Origin of the sequence: Faecalibacillus sp. MSK20_93 (assembly GCF_020589945.1) — a bacterium.
GTDB lineage: Bacteria > Bacillota_I > Bacilli_A > Erysipelotrichales > Coprobacillaceae > Faecalibacillus > Faecalibacillus intestinalis.
In genome coordinates this window covers 1-23,220 of sequence record NZ_JAJDKA010000015.1, presented here as the reverse complement: position 1 = coordinate 23,220, position 23,220 = coordinate 1, and the positions used below count along the sequence as shown (strand labels likewise).

Genomic DNA, 23,220 nt, shown 5'->3' with positions numbered 1-23,220 from the left:
TAGGTTTCCCTACTCAAAATCTAAATCACACAATTCATAAATTGCATTCCAAGCTTCTTGAATTCCTTTTTTCTTTAAACTTGAAAAACGAATAAATGTATCACTTGGATCAAAATGTAATGTATCTTTAATTAATTTTTCATTTTTCTTTAAATCATTACGTTTAAGTTTATCTTCTTTAGTCGCAACGACAATGACAGGTACACCATGATGTTTAACAAACTCATACATCATCACATCATCTTTTGTTGGTTTATGACGATAATCTACAAGTAAAATAAAACCTCTTAAAGTCTGTCTTTCACTAATATATTCATCCATCGTTTTACCAAATTGTTTTGTGACATTATTAGCAACTTTGGCATATCCATATCCAGGAACATCTACAAAATAAAGTGCATCATTGACATTAAAGAAATTCAAAGTTCTTGTTTTACCTGGCGTACTTGATACTTTTGCAAGACCATTTCTAGATAACATCGCATTAATAAAACTACTTTTTCCAACATTTGATCGTCCAGCTAAACACATTTCTGGAAAGCTTTCTTCAGGCCATTGGCTTTTCCATGCGGCTGATAATATATATTCTGCTTTTTTAATTTTTACCATTTTTCTCACCTTTTTTATTGTACAAAAAAAATAACGGAAATTCAAGTTTCCGTTATTTAACAATTGCATGTTCTAAAACTGTATCGATATGATCAGCTAAAACAATTTCTAAATCATTTCTTACTGATTCTGGGATATCTTCGATATCCTTTTCATTTTCTTTAGGAATGATGATTTTTCTAATTCCAGAACGATGTGCTGAAATAGATTTTTCTTTTAATCCACCAATTGGTAGAACATTTCCACGTAAAGTGATTTCTCCAGTCATCGCAACATCATCTCTTACAGGTTTATTTGTAAACGCTGAATAGATAGCTGTTGTAAGAGTTACCCCTGCAGATGGACCATCTTTTTTGATAGCTCCTTCTGGAACATGGATATGAATATCTTGTTTTTCAAAGGCTTTATCATCTAAGCCATATTTTTCTTTGTTAGCTTTTAAATAATCTAATGCAATTGAAGCAGATTCTTTCATTACATCACCTAATTGACCAGTAATAATAAATTTACCAGTACCATCAAAATGATTAACTTCAATTGGTAAAATATCTCCACCAAATTGAGTATATGCCATACCAGTAACAACACCTACTTGTGGACGAGGAAGTTTCTTAGTATGATCAAATGGTGCTTTTCCTAAGAATTCAACAAGTTTATCTTGATCAATTGTAACTGATTCAACTTTTTCTTTTAAGATAGCTAAAACAGTTTTACGACATAATTTAGCAATATATCTTTCAAGTTCACGAACACCTGCTTCACGTGTATAGTGTTGAATGATTTCCATGATGATATCATCAGAAATAATCATTTGTTCAGGTTTTAATGAATGCGCATCTAATTGTTTTTTAATTAAATGTTCTTTAACAATCATTAATTTTTCTTGTTCTGTATAACTTGAAACTTCAATAATTTCAAGACGATCTCTAAGTGGTCCAGGAATTCCTCCTAAATCATTAGCAGTCGCAATGAATAAAACTTTAGATAAATCATATGGTTCTTCGATATAGTTATCAGAGAATTGAGAATTTTGTTCAGGGTCTAAAACTTCAAGCATTGCACTTGTAGGATCTCCTTTATAATCACTTGCCATCTTATCAATTTCATCTAATAAGAAGACAGGATTTACAACACCAGCTTTTTTCATTCCTTGAATGATACGTCCAGGCATTGATCCTAAATAAGTACGACGATGTCCACGAACTTCTGCTTCGTCTCTTACCCCACCTAAAGAAGCTTTAACAAATTTACGATCTAAAGCACGGGCAATACTTTTAGCAATACTTGTTTTCCCCACACCTGGTGGACCTGCTAAACAGATAATTGGTGCTTTTAAAGATTGTGTCATTTGTTTAACTGCTAAGTGTTCAACAATTCTTTCTTTTACTTTTTCTAAACCAAAATGATCTTCTTCTAAAATAGCTTCAATTTTAGAAATATCCTCTTCATCTTTAGTTTCTTGATACCAAGGTGTTTTCATCACCCAATCAATATAAGTTCTTACAACGTTCGCTTCTGAAGATGCTGGTGGCATAGCTTCAAAACGACGTAATTCTTCTTCAATTTTATCCTTGATATATTGAGGATATGGATTTTCAGCTAATTCTTTACGAATTTGATCAGCATCGTCCCCTTTATCAACAGTATCACCAAGTTCATCTTTAATAGCTCTTAATTTTTCTCTTAGATAGTATTCTTTTTGATTTTCATCAATACTTTCTTTGACTTTTCTATTGATTGTATCTTCTAATTGACTAATCATTTTTTCAGATTCAATAGAACTTGCTACTAAGAATAATCTTTCATTAATTCTTTGTTCTTCAAGAATTTTTTGTTTTCTATCTAAATCAATTGGTAAATATTGACCAATTGTATCAGCAAGTAAACTAGCTGATGTTCCATTTGAAAGCAATGTTAAACTTTCAGCTGGAATATGAGGCATATGACGTCTTGCTTGTTCAAAATAAGCTGTTGTTTTTCTTACTAAAGCAACTTCTTCATTTGTGTCTCCATAAATATCTTCTAAAACTTCAGCTGTTGAAAAAATTGAACCATCTTCAATTTTAAAATCTCGAAGAGCAACTCTTTTTTCTCCAGTAACAGTTAATTTGATTGTCCCTGCACTATCGCGACGGATTTTCTTTTCAATTTTACATAAAGTTCCAACATGATAAACATCATCATATTTCGGATCATCAACAATAGGATTGATTTGTGATACAAATAGGATATTGTTATCAAAGTCACGACTTGAAAGTTCAAGTGCTTTTAAACTAAGTGGGCGACCAACATCTAATGATAAACGGTTACCCGGAAAGACAATCATTCCTCTTGTGCACACAACAGGAAGGGTTAATAATGTACTTTCACTCATAATAATCCTCCTTTTTTAAAAAGACGCTTACGCGTCTTTTAAACTATTTCTTTAAGTTTTCTTTAACAACGTCTAACGCTTTTCTATTTAAAATATCAGCATCGATTTGGTACATATTTTGAGCGAAGATTTGTTTGATTTCTTCTAAGTCTCTATTATATGTATTTGCGATTGTTTCTAATTCGCTATTACGTTCTTCATCAGTTACTTCAATATTTTCAGCTTCAACGATAGCAGCTAAGATTAAGTTTAATTTAACTCTGTCTTTTGCTTGATCAGTTAAATCAGCTTTGATAGCATCTTTGTTTTTACCAGTGAATTGTTCATATAATTCAAATGATAAACCTTGTTGTTGCAAGTTCATTTCAACTTCTCTTAACATTGTATCTAATTCAGAATTTAATAAAGCTTCGCTATCTTCTACTTTACAACATTCAATTAAAGCTTGAGTTAAATCAGAGAAGAATTTATTTTCTACTTCATTTTCTTTTTGTGATTTTAATTGAGCTTTAATATGATCTTTTAATTGATCTAAAGTTTCAACACCTTCGATGTTAACATCTTTAGCTAATTCATCATCAGCTTCAGGTAAAACTTTTTCTTTAATTTCATGAACAGTTACTTTGAATGTAGCTTCTTTACCAGCTAATTCAGTAGCTTGATAATCTTCTGGGAATGTTACAACAACATCTTTTTCATTTTCACAAGTCATACCGATCATTTGATCTTCAAAACCTGGAATGAATTGTCCAGAACCGATTTCTAATGAATGATTTTCAGCTTTTCCACCTTCGAATGCTTCACCATCGATGAATCCTTCAAAGTCCATAACTACTGTATCACCTTTAGCAACTTCACCGTTTTCTTTAGTTGTTAATTCAGCGAATTGATGACGATAGTTTTCAACTTGTGCTTCGATATCTTTTTTAGCAACAGTTACTCTACCTTTTTTAACTTCTAATCCTTTGTATTCACCTAATTCAACTTCAGGTTTAACAGGACATAAAATTGTAATTTTTAAGTTATCATTATCAACACTATCAATATTTAATGTTGGTTGAGCAATTGGAGCAACTTCAGCTTTTTTCATGATATCAGCATATCTTTTTTGTAAGATTTGATCAGTAGCTTCATCATAGATAGCTTGTTTTCCAAGTCTAGCTTTAATCATAGCAACTGGAGCTTTACCAGGTCTGAAACCATCTAATTTAACTCTTGTAGCTAATCTTTTTAAAGCAGCGTCTTGAGCTTCTGCCCATTCTTTTTTATCAAATGTTACTTTAATTTGAGTAACAGCATTTTCTAATTTTTTTGTAGTTGTTCTCATTATATATTTCTCCTTATTCCGTATCAAAAGACATTATATACTAACCTTTTTTTAAATTCAACTATATTAATAAATTTTAATATTCGATTGATTGTATTGTTTCCAATACATCTTTTACATCCTCTTGATTGCAATTATATAAATACTCAATATCTTCTAATTCAATATCTATATATTGTAAAGATGCTAAATGATAATGAATAGCTCCTGCAATACTACGATAATCTTGTTCATCAATATATTTTGGATAGATTGAATAAAGATAAAAATTTAAAAATTGTTCACACATCGTAAGTAAAGATGGATTATCATCTTCTAAAGCATCCATCAACAATTTATAAATTTCAACACCAGATTCTTGATTCAAGACCATTGGGGCATAACTTGGGTTAATGTCGTAGTGCACACCTTTTTTGACAACTTCCAAATCTTCATCAATTTCTTGATCAATCATTAATTCTATTAATAAACTTTTGGCAAAATCAGGTTGATCATTATCTCTAATAAATTGACGAATAGGAACAATCATACGACGAATATTCATGCCTTCCATTTGTTCAATAGCCATATAAAGTAAATCTTCATTTGTATCTTTTTTAGTTAAAATATTTTCAATATCTTCTTCATTAAAGACTTTTTGAGTCACCCCATCAAAAGATGCTTCTTGTTTCGCTAATAACAGTTCATCATAAGCTGCATTAAAAACTGTTTCATATTGATAAGGAATATAAGGCATTGATAATTCCTCTACAATAATATTAATAGCTTCTTCAAACTCTTCTAAATCTTTTAAAATCGATACATAAATAGCAACAACATCATAATAAGTTTCTCCAGCAAGAACTTTTGCTTTCATACCTTCTCTTTTAGCTTGTTGTAACTCTTTCAATCCATATAAACAAACAAGTCTTTGATAACGTACTTGTTCATTATCCATATCATTTAAATATTGCAACGCTTCTTTATATTGACCTGTTTCAATTAAATCTTCTATCATTTTTCTTCTTCATCCTCATCATCATCTAATTGTAAATCATAAGTGATTTCGGGTTGTGTTTGTTCTTCTTCATGTAATTTTTGAATCATTTCACTATAACCCTCTAGTTTCCCAATCTTCACAAAATCATCATCAGTAAGTGGCACAACTATCCCTCCTTCATTTTCGCTATTATAATATAAAATAAATCTTTAAAAAAGGCAAATTTTAAGACTATTTTATCACTCTTTTCATATTTTAAATAGTGAGGTGATTTCATGTATAAAAAATATTTAAGAAATATTTCAATGATTTTTTTATGTGCTTTTGCAACCTTTGTTTATTTTAAAAATGATGATGTTAAAACAGTGAAAAAGAAAGCCAATATGCAAACAGTTATTTTTAAAGATCAAGATGAAACGCTTATTCCTGTTTCTGTAGATATTGGTGTTAAGGATAATAAGGAAAATAATATTCGAGGCATTATTGAAACAATGAAATCAAAAGATTTTACTCAATTAGGACTTTATCCTATTTTTAATAAGAAATTAGAACTTAATGCTTTAATTATGGAAAGTAATCAACTTACATTTGATTTTACAAATAACTTTAAAGTATCAAACAATCAACAAGCTTTAGATATTTGTGAAGCTCTTAGCTATTTATTTTGTAAAGATGGTATTTCTAAAATCAATATGAAAATAGATGGTAAAGCTGTTTCTTCATTTGAAAATACAACAATACCATTAAGTTGTATCACTCCTAATTTAGGTATTAATAACTTTGAAACATCCACTTTTGATCTTTATCAAACCTCTTCCGTCCTTGTTTATAACGAAAAAGAAATTGCTGGAAAAACATATTATATTCCTACAACAACACGTATTCAAAACACAAACCAAACAATTGATCAAAAAGTATCTTTATTATTAGATCATTTTGAAAATAATACTAAAGTAGAAACAACTAAAAAATCACAATTAAACGATGGCTTACTTTCTATCTATTTATCATCACGTATTCTAGATAATAGCGAAAATATTTCCCCTACTCTTTATAGTCGTCTTGAAAAATCATTTTTATCACTTCCTGATGTTAGTTCAGTCCATATCTATATTAATAATGAACTTATTCAAGAAGATCAAAATGTAAGTACATCAATCGATAATATTGTACAAATCTAGTAAAGTTTTGTTATAATGTTTTTGGTGATGAAAATGAAAAAAATAGTAGTAATGTCAGATAGTCATGGTTATCATCAAATGATTAATCGTGTAAAAGAACTAGAACCCAATGGGGATTATTATGTTCACTGTGGTGATAGTGAAGCTGAAACATATATGATGCAAGATTGGTTATGTGTTAAAGGAAACAATGATTGGTATAGTGATTTCCCAAATCAAATCAAATTTAAAGTTGAAGATTTAAACTTTTTAGTTGCTCATGGGCATCGTTTTGGATATATGGATCGTGAAACAAGTATGATCTATACTTTGCAAGAAGCAAACTGTGATATACTACTTTCAGGACATACGCATGTTCCTATGTATAAAGAAGTTGATGGTTATACACTTATTAATCCTGGATCTACAACTTTACCTCGTGGAGGAAGTAATCGAAGTTATTGTGTTATTTATGTAGAAGGTAAAGATTTAAAGGTTGAATTCAAAAATTTAGATGATTTTTAAAAAAGTATTGCTTTTTAAAAAAATATATGCTATTCTAGTTGAGCAGTTGAAAGTAAGCAATGTCTACGTAGCTCAGCTGGATAGAGCACACGCCTTCTAAGCGTGCGGTCAGGGGTTCGAATCCCTTCGTGGACGCCATTTAATAAACAACAACCTTCGGGTTGTTTTTTATTTTATATATATCTCTTCAAAATATAAAATATAAATTTTAAAAAAATTGTAATTTTTTATTGCAATCATTTCATATTCATGCTAATATATATGAGCAGTTGAAAGTAAGCAATGTCTACGTAGCTCAGCTGGATAGAGCACACGCCTTCTAAGCGTGCGGTCAGGGGTTCGAATCCCTTCGTGGACGCCATTTAATAAACAACAACCTTCGGGTTGTTTTTTATTTTATGTAAATATTTTTATAAACAAAAAGAGATCCTTGAGAAATCTCTTTTTATGCATTTAAATTAAATCTACCAAAAAATATATATGGTAACAAAACTCACGTCCATCTTTAAACAATATTGACAATGTCTTATTCTAGCAAAAATCCATATGGTAACAAAACTGTCAGCAATTCCTACATCGCTTTATACATGTCTTATTCTAGCAAAAATCCATATGGTAACAAAACATAGGTAATGGTAAAGTGTGTGAATGCTCTGTCTTATTCTAGCAAAAATCCATATGGTAACAAAACGAAAGTCGATCACAAGATGCTATATACATTGTCTTATTCTAGCAAAAATCCATATGGTAACAAAACACTGGTCTAGGTTCTTTAGGACCTTATAAGGTCTTATTCTAGCAAAAATCCATATGGTAACAAAACGTGGCATTAAAGTTTCTTAATGTTTCATAAGTCTTATTCTAGCAAAAATCCATATGGTAACAAAACGTTCCGTCATTGAATTTTGTAGACATATTTGTCTTATTCTAGCAAAAATCCATATGGTAACAAAACGCTGTAAACTTGTTTCAATAGTTGCATCAAGTCTTATTCTAGCAAAAATCCATATGGTAACAAAACAACAATCATATTAAGCCTTGTTTAGGCTATGTCTTATTCTAGCAAAAATCCATATGGTAACAAAACTGGGTAGGTGATGCAATTGGATAAACACGAGTCTTATTCTAGCAAAAATCCATATGGTAACAAAACTCACGAGGAGAATTCTCACCTTTTTCAATTGTCTTATTCTAGCAAAAATCCATATGGTAACAAAACTTTTCTCAAAAGTAAGTCCTCGAAGAGCGCGTCTTATTCTAGCAAAAATCCATATGGTAACAAAACTGAGGTGAATAGAGTTTTAACCGAAGATACGTCTTATTCTAGCAAAAATCCATATGGTAACAAAACTTGATAGAAGAGGTTGAGCTAAAAGATGATGTCTTATTCTAGCAAAAATCCATATGGTAACAAAACGAATTTCAATTTCTCTATTCCTGGATTAAAGTCTTATTCTAGCAAAAATCCATATGGTAACAAAACCAAAGCATACATAACCATCAATACAAACTTGTCTTATTCTAGCAAAAATCCATATGGTAACAAAACCAAGTGCTAAAAATGCGATTATCAAAACTAGTCTTATTCTAGCAAAAATCCATATGGTAACAAAACCTCAAATACATGTTACCATATATTTAAAAATAATAAAATATCGAATATTTTACAAAGTTATAGATATATCAAGTTTAGTTTTTATATTATTTATTATCATTTCTTTTGCCTCCTGTAGTGTGCATACACCTTTATTTAAATAGATATTATATATTTGTTCATCATTATTTAAATCTACTATTAAATCATCAAATATATAAGTATCTTTTATATTTAAAACACTGTTTGTTTTATAAAACATAACAACAATAAAGCAATTTTTCATATTTATGAGATAGTCATTTATTTCTTTTGATAGATATGGTAATTCTATAAGACAAATTATTTTAGTTGTTTGATGTTTAGATATATAATCTATCATTTTTAGTTGAAATAAAATGATTTCATCATAGGATAGATCATATTCATTTGCTTGATCTTCTTCTTTTAAAAATATTGGTAACAATATTTTTAAGAATTGTTTAGGTGTATATGTTATAAATTTTGGATATATTAATTCATTATCTAATTCGTTTGTAAAAGATTCTAATAGAAGATTTATTGTATTGATTGTGTCTATATTATCATCTTGTGCGATAAGTATTTCTAAATATCTAGTAATTAGAGAATGTGCTGTTAACTTTAAATCATTTGTAATCGAATAATGATGGTTTATTTGATAGAAATTTATCTCTTTTACTTTAATTTCTTTATCATTTATCAAAACTTGTGCTTGTCCACTATTATTTATCGAATATTCGCTTTCTTTAGATAATAAAAATACTTCTTTTAAAATATTTACAAAATTATATTTTTCTTCAAAATCATTTCCTATACAATATTTTATATTATTTATTTGTAAGTCATATCTTTTATTTCCTTTTTTTAATGTTAATAGATTCATAATTTTATAAAAGAATCCGCATTTACTGTTTTTTCTTGATTCGAGACCCCACCAACAATAATTTCTATTTTAGAATATTGCTTTTCTGTAACCAACAATAATCTAATTTGTCCTTCTTTAGGAACATTCTTTTTTAATATATTTACATGTTTAACTGCAGCTTCTCTATTTGGAAAAATCTTACAATAAACAGAAAACTGCATCATCATATATCCATTCTTTATAAGATATTTTCTAAAATGTGTATATATTTTTACTTCTTTTTTTGTTTTCATGGGGAGGTCAAAAAATAATACCAATCTCATAAATTCATAAATCATATAAAATTGGTTTAGGAAATAAATAGACATCTTTACTTGTTTCTAATTCTTTTAAAATACTTTCTAAATAAACATAAATAGCATTATTAACCGTTTGTTTTCTTCCATCGATTTCTATTTTCTTAGCTGTAAGTTGTATTAACGCTTCTCTATGTTCTTGTTTAAATAAAATATCTTCCATCATATTATTATAAACATAATGATCTACAATTGGTCTGAATACTTCTATTACATCATCACTTAAATTAAACATATTTTGTTTACCTCGGTGAAAAATACCTAAATTAGGTAAATAACCTTTAGCTACAATAATAGAAGATATTAATGATCTAAAAATACTATATCCATAATTTAATCCAGCATTGATTATATCTTCATCAAATCGTATAAAATCATCACCAAATAATTCTCTAAAATACATTTTTGCAGCTAGACCTTCTCTATTTGTAACATCATCAATTTGAACCTCATTTTCAAATTGATATAGTTTATTTATTACATCTTGACTTTTATTATTTACTTTTAATATTTCTGCTTGATTATGTATTTTAGCCCTTACTATTTTTTGATGCATGATTTGTTTTCTATTATTATCCCATTCTATTTGTTTATTAATATTTCCACTTTGTGAAAAATGACCATTCATTGGAAGTATGTAACTTTTAGGAATATGATCTATTCCACATACAACTGTACATACATTATTTTCTGTTAATTTATTAATTAAGGGTATACTTAAACTTGATTTATAATTATCTATAACTAATATTTGAATGTCTGAAATTGGTAGTAGAATATCATTATCATTGTAAATAATCTTAATATTATCTAAATATAATTTCAAACATTCACATTTTTCAATATATATGATCCTATGACTCATTTTTATAAAAGAAAAAGGCTCCGAAGAGCCGAGTCCGGGATAAACCCTTGTTTTGTTAGGTCATATAAATTTTTGCTAGAATACAACCACCTATATTATAGACTAATCGAACTCTAATTTCAATCTATTATCTTTAACTTCATATGTATTTCCTAAAACATCCGTAGCAAATTTTTGAATTTTAATAAAAGTTCCAACTGATGGCATTAATTGTTTTTTACAAATCGTATTAATCGGTTTTACTTCAAACCTTCCAGATTCATCATTGTTCGTTGCAGTAAATTTTAAAATTTCATAATGTTTACCATCATGATATTGTGTTTGACCACCATTAATTGAAGCATCATAAACAAACTTTTTACCCTCAGGTTTGATAAGTCCAATCAGTTCATCTCGATGCATTGAACATACAAATTTCCAACCATCTTGGATTCCTTTTTTAGTTTTTTCTTCATGATACCAATTTTCATCTATGACAAATTTATGAATTGTTTCTTTATAGAAAACATCTTTATATCTAATTGTAACAAATTTATATTTTCCTTCAGGAGATACATAAAAGTCTGTTCGATATGGGCTTATTTGTTTTAAAATTACCTTTTTATTATTTGTATTATAATTACTTGTAATTGCTAAATGATTCCCTAGTTTTTCAGAGTAAAATTTCATTGATGTAATTGCTGGTCCATTATTTTTCTTAGAATATTTAGTAATAGCTCCATTTTCATTATAATATGATGTTAAAGGACTTTCTTCTTTTAAAGAATACTTACCTTTTTTGTCAATTACATAATATTCTTTTGAATCTTTATAATCATTAAAATGATTTAATACCACTTCTTTTATTTTTTCAAAAGTTTGTGGATCTTTATGTTTCATAATGTACTTATCAGTATCATCATTAATAATATTATTAACAAGTTCAATTGCTTTCTTTTCTTTAGGATCATAGATATTTTTTATTTTTTCAACTAGCATATCTTGTCCTTCAATATTTCTTGTACTATATATTGTTTCATCCGCAATTTGCCTATTTGGTTTTGTATCTATTTTATGAGATACCTTGATAAGTGGATAATGCATTTGTTCTTGGGTAATATAACCTAAGTTATATTGATTCGATTCTTGATAAATATTTTTTAAATCAGAGATAAATGAAATATATCTTTGATCAATAAATTGTTTATCAGGTAAAACATCAAATACTTCCCCTGTTTCTTCATCATATAAATCACTATAGTCATAATGCATCAAATATGAATTAACGATATTCATTTTCTTTAACGAAGCAACAATTAAAGCATCAATAGCATGATGGAAATAATCTTGTTCTCTATCTTTTTGTAAATTTATTCGTTTTCTAAAAATATTCGTTGATTGTCCTCTAATTATATGAACTTTCGTATCTATTTCATTATCTTTAAAATAATGTTGTAAAGTATTTAATACTGTACGACACGCATAACTTGTATCTACCAAATTACGATTGATAAACTTTCTTGCCACATCTTCTTTTGTAATATCTTGTTCATCAAGTAAATTACTTCTTTTCTTATGATTAAAATTCTTATTACTATTTACAAATAATTTATATCTTTCTAAATTACCATCCGTAAATTTTCCCTTTAAATAAGCCATCATTGGTGTTAGATTACCTTTTTGTTGGTTTTCTAAACGAGAAGCTAATACTTTATTAGTAAGAGAATCATCCAATGAAACGGATATTGGAATAATATGATCGATTTCATATGCTTTATCATCAAAAATCAATATATGTAAATCAATATCTTGTTGCGTATAGGCTGTCTTACAATCTTGTTGTAAATAAAGACGTACCTTAATTTTAGTTTTTCCATTAACTCTTTCTGGATCAATACCTGCATTTTTAATAATTTCATCAACTTGATCATTTTCGTTTTTAAATCTTTTTTGATTATCATTTATTCTCTTTACTTGTTCTTTTGAATTTTTATCCCTTGTCATTTCAATAACAATACTATCAAATTCGCCATATTGTTTTCTTAACGCATTAATGACTTTAAATGTTTCTCGATGCGCTCTTTTAGCAACTGGAGATAGAATAGCTTCTTCATCAGGTTCAATATTTTTCTTACCCTTTAATGATTTTCTATTTTTATCAAACATTTCTATTTCATGAAGAACTTGTATTTGATTCATTTCTGTTGTAAGCATTTCTTTATTGATTATATGCATTGCTTTAAAAGATAATGAATGATAAGCAGAAACACCTTTAACTGAAGCTAATTCTTCAATTAACTCATTATCAAATTCAGGATATAATTCTTTAATATCTTTTTTTCTTTCATCAATACCTTTTGATTTTGTACATATGTCAATAACTTGATCAACAATCAATTTATCTTCTAGTAATTCTTGTTGGTTATATTTTTTAAAGACTTTTAAAACTTTACTATAACCCTTAAATTCTGTAATTAATGGTTTATCATTTTTATCAATTCTAAATCCTGTAACTTCATCTTCTTGAGCATCTAATAATTTAAGTAATTGTTTTACTGTAATACTTCCTTTTTCATTAACAAATGCAACAACCTTTTCTTTTTCTTCAACTGTTATTTTCTCACCTTTAATTGTTAAATTATTTAAATCATTTAACAAATTAAATAATTCTGCTGTATAAGATTGTTTAGGCGCTCTAAATTCATCTGGATAGACACTACATCTTCCACGCATTTCATCAATCAAATTAACATGTTTTAAAACACCATCCACCATTCGATAACTTCCATAAGGAGTTGGTGATTTTTCACTACCTGGGCCTTGATCATAACGTCTTCTTCTTGAAACCATTTCAATAATTTGATCACACAATTCTTCATTTAAATCTTGGTGTTTTAATATTTCTTTGAGTTCTTTGACATAATCTTCTGTTTTGAAATTATTTTCCGTTCCTCTTACTTTATGATCCTTATTTAATCTATCCAATTGAACTTCACAAATATATTTTCCATCATTTAATTCTTTAGCATTTTTTGAAAGTGTAGCTTTTGTTCCTTCATCATCTTGACTTTCATCAGCAAGTGCTTCTAAAGTTGTTCCTCTTGATTTTGTTATATGCATAATTGCTGTACATAGTTCTTCAGGCAATAACTTTTCTTTTAATCCTTTAACCCTTACCTCATAAGGATTATAATTTCGATAATCTTCAAAATATAATTCATTTTCCTTTAAAAGATTTTTCATATCATTTAAACGATTAGATTTTCTTCTTTTTAAACGTCTTGAACCCCTTTTAGTTCTTCGCGTTTCATTTTCTGCAGCAGTTCCTTCTTTGAAAAGCCTTACACCATAATCCACAAATAAATTATTATCAATATCTATTACACCATACCCTACAGAAGTAATTCCTATATCTAATCCTAATACATATCTGCTCATAATTCTTCCTCCTAACTACTATTAGTTTAATTATACACTTTTATTTTTCTATTCGATACAAACAATGGATATATTTTCACATTTTCTAGCACTATTTATAAGGTAACAAAACAGTTGTGTTATTTTGAATGATTCTTTTATTTAAGATTCTCTTTTATCCTTGATTGATTTCACCAAACATACAATTAATACAATATTCAATACAATTTCTATTACATTTAAAATTCTTTTTTATATATAACCTTTTCTTTTTGTTCATCTATAGTATATACTTTGTAAATCACCAATACCGGCTTATATAAGCCGGTATTATACTTTTTTATCATAAAAATAAGAAACCTTTTTCAAGATTTCTTATTTCAATAAATTATCTAATACTTTAATCATTTCTTCTATTTTTTGATCACAATCTTTACTATTGACTGCATCATGTACACAATGTGTCATATGAGCTTTTAAGACTTCTTTGTTGGCTCTTTTTAAAATAGCTTCACTGGCCATGATTTGATGTGAAATATCAATACAATAGCGATCTTCTTCCACCATTTTTAAGATACCATCAATTTGTCCTCTTGCCGTTTTTAAAAGTCTTGTGACCTGTTTTTTATCGGCCATCATACTTATTCAATTCCTTTATAAGTATATCCAGCTTCTTCAATGGCTTGTTTTAGTGTTGCTTCGTCAGTTTCACCTTCTACAAAAGCACAGTTTTTTTCTAGATCAACTGTTGCTTGAATACCATCAATAGCATTTAATGCTTTTTCTACATGTGCTTTACAATGTTCGCACATCATTCCTTCTACTAATACTTTTTTCATTTTCTTTTCTTCCTTTTTCCTATTTTCTTGTATTTGAATAATTTGATGTTTTGGTTTAAAGAATCTTAATCTAAGTGCATTCGATACAACAAAGACAGAACTTAATGACATTGCTGCTGCCCCATACATTGGATCTAACAACCAGCCAAAGATTGAATAGAACACCCCTGCAGCAATAGGAATACCAATGACATTATAGAAGAATGCCCAGAATAAGTTTTCTTTAATATTTTTAATTGTCGCTTTTGATAGTTCATAAGCCACAACAACATCTTGTAAATCATTTTTCATTAAAACGATATCAGCAGATTCGATAGCAATATCAATACCTGAAGTCATCGCAATACCAACATCACTTCTAACAAGAGCGGGTGCATCATTGATTCCATCACCCACCATGATGACACGATGTCCTTTTTCTTGTAAGTCTCTTACATGTTTTTCTTTATCTTGTGGTAAGACTTCTCCAATAGCTTCAATACCTAATTCATCAGCAATCGCATTGGCTGTCAATTGATTGTCCCCTGTCAACATATAGATATTCATGTTCATATCTTTTAAACAATCAATGGCATGTTTACTTGTTTGTTTCAAGACATCTGAAACAACGATTAAACCAATAAGTTGACCGGCATAGCTATAGAATAAAGGTGTCTTTCCTTTAGATGATAATTCTTTATAGAGATCTTCAATCGAAGAAAGATCAACATCATTTTCTTCCATCAAACGTCTATTTCCTGATAAAAGAATTTCTCCCTTTAATTCACCTACAAGTCCTAATCCTTGTTTCATTTCAAAATGATCTAATGAATCAATAGATATTCCTTGTTCTAAAACATAACTATGAATCGCCTTGGCAAGTGGATGTTTAGAATATTGTTCAATCGAACCCGCATATTTCAATAAATCATTTTCACTTACACCAATTGGATAAACTTCTGTAACTTGAGGTTTTCCTTCAGTAAGTGTTCCCGTCTTATCTAAAACAATCGTATCACATTTAGAAAGTTCTTCTAAATGTTGTGCTGATTTAACTAAGATACCTAAGTTAGCCCCTTTCCCTGTTCCAACCATGATTGCTGTAGGAGTGGCAAGCCCTAAAGCACATGGACAAGAAATAACAAGGACTGAAATTGCACAGTTTAAGGCAAAGTGGAAATCTTTATTTCCAAGGGTCAACCATAAAATGAAAGTAATGATTGCAATTGTAATAACGGTTGGTACAAAGACACCACTGATCTTATCGGCAAGTTTCGCAATTGGTGCTTTAGAAGCACCTGCTTCTTCTACTAAACGAATGATTTTAGAAAGCGTTGTATCATTTGAAGCATGACTAACTTCTACTTGCATATAACCATCTAAGTTATTGGTTGAACCAATAACTTGAGCACCAACTGTTTTATCGACCGGTAAGCTTTCTCCAGTAATCATCGCTTCATTGATAGAACCATGTCCTTGAATGATTTTTCCATCCAAAGGAATATTGTTACCTGGTTTAACAATCACAACATCACCAATTTGAACATCTTCAATGGCTATTTCAACTTCTTTTCCTTCTTTTAAGACAATAGCTGTTGAAGGCATCAGCTTCATCAATTTTTCAATCGCTTCTGACGTTTTTTGTTTAGAACGTGATTCTAAATATTTACCTAAAGAAATTAATGTTAAAATCATCCCTGCCGATTCAAAGTAAAGTTGCATCATATAATGATGGGTCATATCCATATCCATTCTTCCTAGATAATAAGCCATCATAAATGTTGCATATAAACTATAAATAAAAGCAGCAGAAGATCCTAAGGCAATCAAGGAATCCATATTTGGACTTCTATTCCATAAAGTTTTAAATCCTCGAATATAATATCCTCTATTAATAAACATAATAGGAACAACCAAACACAATTGAACTAAAACAAAGATCATCATATTTTCATGACCTAAGAGAATACTTGGTAAAGGCCAATTCATCATATGTCCCATACTGATATAAAATAAAGGAATCAAGAAAATAAATGATAAAATCAAATTCTTCTTTTTATGTTCATTTTCATCTTCTTGAACATTCGAAACCTGTTTTTCACCAATATTTTGAGCTTTATAACCTGCTTTATCTACGGCCTCAAAAATTTGACTTTCACTTAGTTTATTTTCATCAAATTCAACAGTCATTGAGTTTTGTAATAAATTGACATTAACATCATCAACACCATCCAACCCTCTTACTGCTTTATCTACATGAGCTGAACAAGCACTACATGTCATCCCAACGACATCATATTTCTTTTTCATCCAAACACCTCCCACCCCTATAGGGTATCTATATCATACTTGAATACTAAAAAATAAGCAAGAAATACGCTTACAAAATTTCTTGATTTTCTAATGTCATTTTCCCCTCTTTCATTTGATAAATACAATAACCCCATTCTTTTCTTTCATCTTCTTCAATTAATTCATTCATACTTACCCCAAATAAACAACTTAATGCATATAAATGATGAATTGAAGGATATGTACTTCCTTTAAACCAACGATAAATTGGTTGAGGACATTCTAAACATAAATACTCTTGAATATCTTTTACTTTATACCCCATTTGATCAACACATCTTTTTAAATTCTTTCCTATTTTTAAAGGATTTATTAATTTTTTCTTCATTTCTATCACCACTATTATTTTAAAATAAAAAAAGAAGGCTGTCATTGAACTTGTAGTTCACTAACCTTCTCTTTTTTCAGACATTCTAAAAAAAACAATTCCTAACATAAAGAAAATAGATAGCGCTCCTAGAGAAAGATTAACTTGTCCTGTCCATTGTGATAAAACACTAATCACTGTTGTTCCTAAAAAAGAAGCTCCTTTACCACATACATCCATCAAACCAAAATATTCTCCCGATTTTTCTGAAGGAATGATTTTTGTAAAATAAGATCTTGATAACGATTGAATTCCTCCTTGAAACATTCCTACCAAAATAGCTAACACCCAAAATTGCCATTGTTTTGTAAGGAAGATAGCAAAAATAGAAATACCTAAATACGCTAAAATACAAATAACGATTAATTTTGAAGTATTATATTTTGTTGCAAGTCTTCCAAATAAAATTGCGAAGGGAAAGGCGACAACTTGGGTAAGTAAAAGAGCTAGTAATAAACTTGTACTTTCAAACCCTAAAGCTGTTCCATAGGCTGTTGCCATATCTATAATGGTATAAACCCCATCAATATAGAAGAAAAACGCTAATAAGAATAAAAAAATCTTTTTTTCTTTTCTAATATTTTTTAAAGTCGTTCCTAATCTTTTAAAACTATTTGAAATCGCTTTGGGTTGTCTTTCTACATAATACTTTTGTTTGTATGTTTTTAAAAGTGGTAGTGTTAAACAAAACCACCATAAAGCAATAATAGCAAAAGAAATAATCATCGACATTTCCATAGAAAGACCTATTTTACTTGCTCCTAAAACTAAACCAAGACAAATTACAAAAGGGACACAGCTACCAATATAACCCCAAGCATATCCTTGAGAAGAAACATGATCGACACGCTTTGGTGTTGTCACATCAATCAACATCGAATCATAAAAGATCAAACTTCCTGAAAAACCTATCTTAGCAATTAAAAACACAATTAAAAAGACAAACCAATAGTTGATAAATCCTAGAAGAAAACAACCAATACATCCAATAAGTAACATCATTGTAAAAAGCGGTTTTTTATAATCTTTTGTATCAGCTAATGTACCTAATACCGGTCCTAAAAAAGCAACAATAATTGTCACAAGCGAGGCCGTATAACCCCAAAAAGCTAAATAATCTACCGAAGATAAGCCTGCTTTTTCAGCTAGATAATTAAAATAAATCGGTATAATTGTTGATACTAATAAAACAAAAGCTGAATTGCCTACATCATAGAGCACCCAGTTTTTTTCTTCAGTTGTCATCTTAAATTTCATATTTTACTCCTTTTTCCCACTAAATGTATATTGATAAAAATCATCTTTTGTTTTTTCTAATGATGAAAGCTGCACATACTCACTGATCAATTCAACAGCTTTTTTGATGGCTTGTTTATAGAATTGATTTAATTTTTCTGTACTATCTTTACATAAAGGATTAGCCTCATAATTAACAAGCAAACCGTGCATTTCCTGATAATTTCCTGTAATACGAAGTAATGCATAAATAAACTTTCTTTTTAATTTTGAGGGTGCAATTAATAAATCATTATAGAATTTCATACTTTCTAATGATTTAACGACTTGTTGAGCTGTTACATTAAAAAAAGGAGCAATGATTCTTGCATAATCAATAGATGGAATAATATGATTGGTAAGTTTATGTCTTATCGGATCTAATCCATCTTCAATCATTAAAAAACGATCAAATTCAACTTCTATTTCTCCATGTGATACTCCACTTTCATGAATTCTTTTTTCAATATAACCGTGACACGTTGCATCTAAGGCAAAATGACAAATAAATCCATAATAATAAGCTAGGTAATAATTGATTTGTTTTTTAGAAGTCATCATTTTTCTAAAAGTATCAAAGACTTCTTTTCCTGTTTTTTCGTGCATGTTATAACCTATTGAATTAATCTCATTGGTTTTTAATGGTAAATAATAAAACAAGAGATCTGGACCATGTAGTCCAATATCATAGAGTTCTTTATTTTCTATAATTATTTTTTTGATATCGTTTGGTAGTTCTTTTAAAACTTCTTGTCCAAATCGATAATGTGCATAAGTTGATGGCATTTTTTTCATTTCCCTTTCTTTAGTTTAGAAAAAGCATACTTATTTTTAAGATAATCAACTATCATTTTTACGAAAAGAAATGTTAAGTAAAAGTAAAAAAACGATGATTCATCTCATCGTTTCTCTATAAATTCATTTTCAATTGTTTTAAAGATAACATCTTAATCATATTCTGGCATAAGGCTTTCATCAACAGCATAAGCTATCCTATTGTATAGAATTCTTAATAAATCTTCTTTAGCACCATTTTCTAAAAGCTCTTTCCCAAGTTCAGATTTAACTAAATGAGTTAGACAGTCATATTGGAAAGCATATTTAAATGGGGCATAGTCATTTCTAAACATATAAATTGAATACTTATCACTGGCAAAAGGAATATCACTATCAACATGTACACCATATGTACCATATTTTTCTAATGGAAAATCATTTTTTCTATATCTATAATGTATTGTATCTTCTGTACCATAAGTTTTAGAAAAAGCATAGAACTCCCTAAATTTATATATCTTATAGATATCCCCCTCTTTTTCAAAATAAGAGTCTGAATCTAAACCAATGGTCATTGTAAATGGAAAATCAAAGACTTTTCCACTTTTATATGAGTTAAATGAAACACTTCCTATAATATCTAAAGAACCTTGGTTAAAAGTTTCTTCTTCATGTATTTCATTAAATCTTAATTTTATTCCAAAATCAGAATCAACATCCCCACAATTATTATATTTATTGATATCCTCTAATAATTTGTTATGAGAAACATTGTCAAAAAGTTCATTGTAAGAATAAGCACTTTCTAAATCAACATTGGCTATTTCATTAGCACTGTTTTTAAGTTTGCTTTTTTCTTTTTCATCCATCATTTTTTTATAACAGATAAACTTATCAAAAACAGCTTTCTTTAAATTATTTTCAAATTTATTAAATTGAAAAACAAGTTTTCCCAAAAAATTGTCTTGTATATAAATTTCATCTTGATTTAAACCTTCAAAATATTCTTTTAGTCCAGGAATATACCAATCAGCATCTTCATTCTTTACAAAATCAAAAAATTCATCAAATGTAACATGTTCCATATAAGAGTCCCCCTTAAAAATATATACTCAAATTTTAGCACAGAAATAAGGAAAGGGTAAAGAAAAAGACGATTTTAAATTTCCATCGTCTCTTTATAAAATTCTATAAATTCATTTTCAATTGTTTCAAAAGCTACAAAACTTAAATCAACTTTTCTTTGCAACTTTAAATAATTCCGATTGATTTCATCATTTAATAATTCTTTTAATTCCAAAGATAACATTTCATCATCAATTTCAAAAACTAATTTAGTTTCTTCTTTTGTTAAATCTCTTTGAATAAAATGTTTCCAAATAACATTTTGTAAAACATCTTCCACTTCTAAATAATAAGTAAGTTCTTTTTTTATCGGTCTTGTAACATCACTTAAATAAACTTCACTTCCATCATGCAACAAACATCCTAAAATAACTTCTTTACTATATCCTCTTGTCTTTGCTTCCTTAGCACAAGCAAGACTATGTTGAGCTACGGAATAAAAATATTGAACATGTCCATTTCCTCGACATATTAAAGAAAGTGCATGTGCAATATCTTTAATATCTAATAAACTTTCATCAACATTTAATGGATCAAAATATTTTTTTGTATACGTTGTAATAAAACTCATAAAATACTCCTTTATAACTTAATAGATGTCGTGCTTAGGGCACACACCATAATTAACAAACAACAAATTGTCATATTCATTCCAAATGAAAATGACAAAAAATAAGCTATTATTGAATAAAATAAATACAATAAACATGTTATAAAAAAACGTATAAAATGTTTATAAGCATACTTTTTTCTTGATATACTTGTTGCCTCAATTGCTTCTTGATAAGACATTCCTGAATACCAATAGATTGCCTCATTTTTATAAATCATGCCCGTAAGAATGGCAAGAGTTATAAACATATAATTACCTAAAACCAAACCTACTAAATCTATATTCTTGATATCCATAAAAATAATCGCCAACACACCTACACAAAACAAAACCAACCAGGCAATAAATCCTTTATAACTTGTCTTCATTTTTTATAGACCTATTTCCTTATAAATTTTTTCAATAATTTGTGATTTATACATACAATATTTTTCAATATCATTTGGATACAACTTTGCTGCTTCTTTTTTAACTTTACCGTATTCTTTTACAGTATTTGGATGATTTCTTAAATAATTTCTAAAAGCAAGATGTCTTTTTAATTCTTTAGAATCTTGTGGACATACATAAAGATGATGTATTCTTAAGTGTTCTTTTCCTTCATATCTAAAAGCTTCACGATCTTTAAGACCTAAATCACCTTCATAAATATAACCATGCTTTTCTAAAAGAAAAATCACTTCTTTTAAATCTTTACGATCAATGACAACATCTAAATCAATGATTGGTTTAGCTGCTAGTAAAGGAACAGAAGTGCTTCCTACATGTTCAACAGCAAGCACTAAATCTTTTAAAGCTTCTTCTATTTCCCCTTTAATTTGATTGAAATCATTTACCCACTTCGAATCATAATCTACAACTTCAATATGTTCTGTTTTCATCTTTCAATATCTCCACATAAACGCTCACAAACAAGATCTTTACAACGCTTTTTATGGGCTTCATGTAATGGATGATTTTGAAAATTCTTTAATGCCTCTAAATTTTCAAACTCACTATAAAAAACAAGATCATAACCTGAAGTCAAGTTTTCTTCCATTTCCACACATAATAAGCCTTCAATTCCTTCTAAAGTTTGAACCGATTCTTTTAATTTTTGAAGTGTTTCTTTTTCTAAATGGTTTTCTTTAACTTCTTTTGTATAATTCCAAAATAAAATATGTCTAATCATTTTCATCACCTACTTTTATTATTTCTTTAACAACTTCTTCAATTGTTTTATTAGAAACATCAATTTTATATGTATTTAATTTTTGATACATTTCTAATCTTTCTACACTACGAGCAAGGACATCTGGTTTTCTAATTCCTTGATTGATATCTTTTTGAATTCTTTTTTCCAAAGCTTCTTTTTGACAAACTAAAGAAATAGATATCACTTTTACATCTTTTAAATCAAGATGTGAAAGTAGAACATCAATAATACTTTGTTCATGCATGACCCAACAAAAAATAATATGATCAAATACACTGCATTTTAAATCATTATTCAATAACATGCAGATATTCTCTAAAACTAACTTTTTTGTTTCTTCATTAACCATGAACGGATGCATATCCCAGCACCAATCTCCATCTATAAAAACACTTCTATCTAATTTTCTTTTAAGGATCTGACACGTTGTTGTTTTGCCAATACCCATTGTTCCACCTATTAAATATAATTTTTTCATAACTTTCCCTTCTTTTTAAAATATTATACAAAATATTTATCAATAATTATATAACTTCTTTCTTTAGTTGTTTAAACAAAAATAATAATTTTTAGCTAAAGTGAAAAGTTAAATTCCACTTTAAAAAAATGAAAAATAAAAGTAGAATT

22 protein-coding genes, 2 tRNA genes and 1 CRISPR repeat array are annotated in these 23,220 nt (G+C 28.5%); of the genes, 4 read left to right on the top strand and 20 right to left on the bottom strand.

Features of this window, described 5'->3' with window-relative positions; genetic code table 11:
- Positions 1–9: 9 nt before the first annotated feature.
- From yihA to LJD34_RS06320, 5 genes are all read right to left on the bottom strand, one after another.
- A complete protein-coding gene (gene yihA, locus LJD34_RS06340) occupies positions 10–609 on the bottom strand; it encodes a ribosome biogenesis GTP-binding protein YihA/YsxC (protein WP_032091603.1) in 600 nt (199 codons plus the stop codon).
- A gap of 52 nt (positions 610–661) precedes the next feature.
- Positions 662–2,983, bottom strand: coding sequence for an endopeptidase La (gene lon / locus LJD34_RS06335; RefSeq protein WP_032091604.1), 2,322 nt, complete (start codon positions 2,981–2,983; stop codon positions 662–664).
- 43 nt (positions 2,984–3,026) lie between these two features.
- Positions 3,027–4,310, bottom strand: a complete 1,284-nt coding sequence (tig, locus tag LJD34_RS06330; protein ID WP_107029915.1) for a trigger factor — start codon at positions 4,308–4,310, stop codon at positions 3,027–3,029.
- Positions 4,311–4,386: 76 nt separating this feature from the next.
- Complete coding sequence (locus tag LJD34_RS06325; RefSeq protein ID WP_022002243.1) at positions 4,387–5,307, bottom strand: hypothetical protein; 921 nt, start codon at positions 5,305–5,307, stop codon at positions 4,387–4,389.
- Positions 5,304–5,453 carry a hypothetical protein gene (locus tag LJD34_RS06320; RefSeq protein WP_227359466.1) on the bottom strand — a complete coding sequence of 50 codons (150 nt, stop codon included), beginning with the start codon at positions 5,451–5,453 and terminating at the stop codon, positions 5,304–5,306. The genes LJD34_RS06325 and LJD34_RS06320 overlap by 4 nt, the downstream gene beginning before the upstream one ends.
- A 111-nt stretch (positions 5,454–5,564) precedes the next feature.
- On the opposite strand from LJD34_RS06320, the gene LJD34_RS06315 reads away from it, so the two are divergent.
- From LJD34_RS06315 to LJD34_RS06300, 4 genes are all read left to right on the top strand, one after another.
- Entirely contained in the window at positions 5,565–6,470 is a 906-nt protein-coding gene (locus LJD34_RS06315; protein ID WP_032091607.1) for a GerMN domain-containing protein, read from the top strand.
- A gap of 33 nt (positions 6,471–6,503) precedes the next feature.
- Positions 6,504–6,974, top strand: coding sequence for a metallophosphoesterase family protein (locus tag LJD34_RS06310; RefSeq protein WP_227359465.1), 471 nt, complete (start codon positions 6,504–6,506; stop codon positions 6,972–6,974).
- A 61-nt stretch (positions 6,975–7,035) separates the two neighbouring features.
- Positions 7,036–7,112 (top strand) — tRNA-Arg (locus LJD34_RS06305).
- 146 nt (positions 7,113–7,258) lie between these two features.
- A tRNA-Arg gene (locus tag LJD34_RS06300) sits at positions 7,259–7,335 on the top strand.
- Between the two features lie 162 nt (positions 7,336–7,497).
- Positions 7,498–8,589: direct repeats of the CRISPR family, unit length 36 nt; unit sequence GTCTTATTCTAGCAAAAATCCATATGGTAACAAAAC.
- Between the two features lie 49 nt (positions 8,590–8,638).
- Here LJD34_RS06300 and LJD34_RS06295 read toward each other — a convergent pair.
- The 15 genes from LJD34_RS06295 to LJD34_RS06225 all read right to left on the bottom strand — a co-directional run bounded on the left by LJD34_RS06295 (position 8,639) and on the right by LJD34_RS06225 (position 23,071).
- Positions 8,639–9,472: a hypothetical protein gene (locus LJD34_RS06295; protein ID WP_227359464.1), complete on the bottom strand. Its 834-nt coding sequence runs from the start codon at positions 9,470–9,472 to the stop codon at positions 8,639–8,641.
- Entirely contained in the window at positions 9,469–9,777 is a 309-nt protein-coding gene (cas2, locus tag LJD34_RS06290) for a CRISPR-associated endonuclease Cas2 (protein ID WP_032091802.1), read from the bottom strand. Before cas2 ends, LJD34_RS06295 begins: the two co-directional genes overlap by 4 nt.
- Before the next feature lie 4 nt (positions 9,778–9,781).
- Positions 9,782–10,675 (bottom strand): type II CRISPR-associated endonuclease Cas1, encoded by an 894-nt coding sequence (gene cas1, locus LJD34_RS06285; RefSeq protein WP_227359463.1) that lies wholly within the window; start codon positions 10,673–10,675, stop codon positions 9,782–9,784.
- Between the two features lie 102 nt (positions 10,676–10,777).
- Positions 10,778–14,092, bottom strand: coding sequence for a type II CRISPR RNA-guided endonuclease Cas9 (gene cas9, locus LJD34_RS06280; RefSeq protein WP_227359462.1), 3,315 nt, complete (start codon positions 14,090–14,092; stop codon positions 10,778–10,780).
- A 354-nt stretch (positions 14,093–14,446) separates the two neighbouring features.
- Complete coding sequence (locus LJD34_RS06275; RefSeq protein ID WP_032091612.1) at positions 14,447–14,710, bottom strand: metal-sensing transcriptional repressor; 264 nt, start codon at positions 14,708–14,710, stop codon at positions 14,447–14,449.
- A gap of 2 nt (positions 14,711–14,712) precedes the next feature.
- Positions 14,713–17,199 carry a heavy metal translocating P-type ATPase gene (locus LJD34_RS06270; protein ID WP_227359461.1) on the bottom strand — a complete coding sequence of 829 codons (2,487 nt, stop codon included), beginning with the start codon at positions 17,197–17,199 and terminating at the stop codon, positions 14,713–14,715.
- Between the two features lie 70 nt (positions 17,200–17,269).
- Complete coding sequence (locus LJD34_RS06265) at positions 17,270–17,569, bottom strand: helix-turn-helix domain-containing protein (RefSeq protein WP_052011157.1); 300 nt, start codon at positions 17,567–17,569, stop codon at positions 17,270–17,272.
- A gap of 60 nt (positions 17,570–17,629) precedes the next feature.
- Positions 17,630–18,865 carry an MFS transporter gene (locus LJD34_RS06260; protein WP_227359460.1) on the bottom strand — a complete coding sequence of 412 codons (1,236 nt, stop codon included), beginning with the start codon at positions 18,863–18,865 and terminating at the stop codon, positions 17,630–17,632.
- Positions 18,866–18,868: 3 nt separating this feature from the next.
- The gene (locus tag LJD34_RS06255; RefSeq protein WP_227359459.1) at positions 18,869–19,678 is read right to left on the bottom strand and encodes a zinc dependent phospholipase C family protein; all 810 of its coding nucleotides are present in this window, start codon (positions 19,676–19,678) and stop codon (positions 18,869–18,871) included.
- Positions 19,679–19,830: 152 nt separating this feature from the next.
- A complete protein-coding gene (locus LJD34_RS06250; protein ID WP_032091616.1) occupies positions 19,831–20,745 on the bottom strand; it encodes a hypothetical protein in 915 nt (304 codons plus the stop codon).
- A gap of 74 nt (positions 20,746–20,819) precedes the next feature.
- Positions 20,820–21,356, bottom strand: a complete 537-nt coding sequence (locus LJD34_RS06245; RefSeq protein ID WP_176827854.1) for a phosphohydrolase — start codon at positions 21,354–21,356, stop codon at positions 20,820–20,822.
- 11 nt (positions 21,357–21,367) lie between these two features.
- Positions 21,368–21,766 carry a hypothetical protein gene (locus LJD34_RS06240; protein ID WP_227359458.1) on the bottom strand — a complete coding sequence of 133 codons (399 nt, stop codon included), beginning with the start codon at positions 21,764–21,766 and terminating at the stop codon, positions 21,368–21,370.
- 3 nt (positions 21,767–21,769) lie between these two features.
- Positions 21,770–22,279: a GrpB family protein gene (locus tag LJD34_RS06235; protein ID WP_227359457.1), complete on the bottom strand. Its 510-nt coding sequence runs from the start codon at positions 22,277–22,279 to the stop codon at positions 21,770–21,772.
- The gene (locus LJD34_RS06230) at positions 22,276–22,569 is read right to left on the bottom strand and encodes a Dabb family protein (RefSeq protein ID WP_032091620.1); all 294 of its coding nucleotides are present in this window, start codon (positions 22,567–22,569) and stop codon (positions 22,276–22,278) included. Before LJD34_RS06230 ends, LJD34_RS06235 begins: the two co-directional genes overlap by 4 nt.
- Positions 22,562–23,071, bottom strand: coding sequence for an AAA family ATPase (locus tag LJD34_RS06225; protein ID WP_227359456.1), 510 nt, complete (start codon positions 23,069–23,071; stop codon positions 22,562–22,564). Before LJD34_RS06225 ends, LJD34_RS06230 begins: the two co-directional genes overlap by 8 nt.
- Between the last annotated feature and the right edge of the window lie 149 nt (positions 23,072–23,220).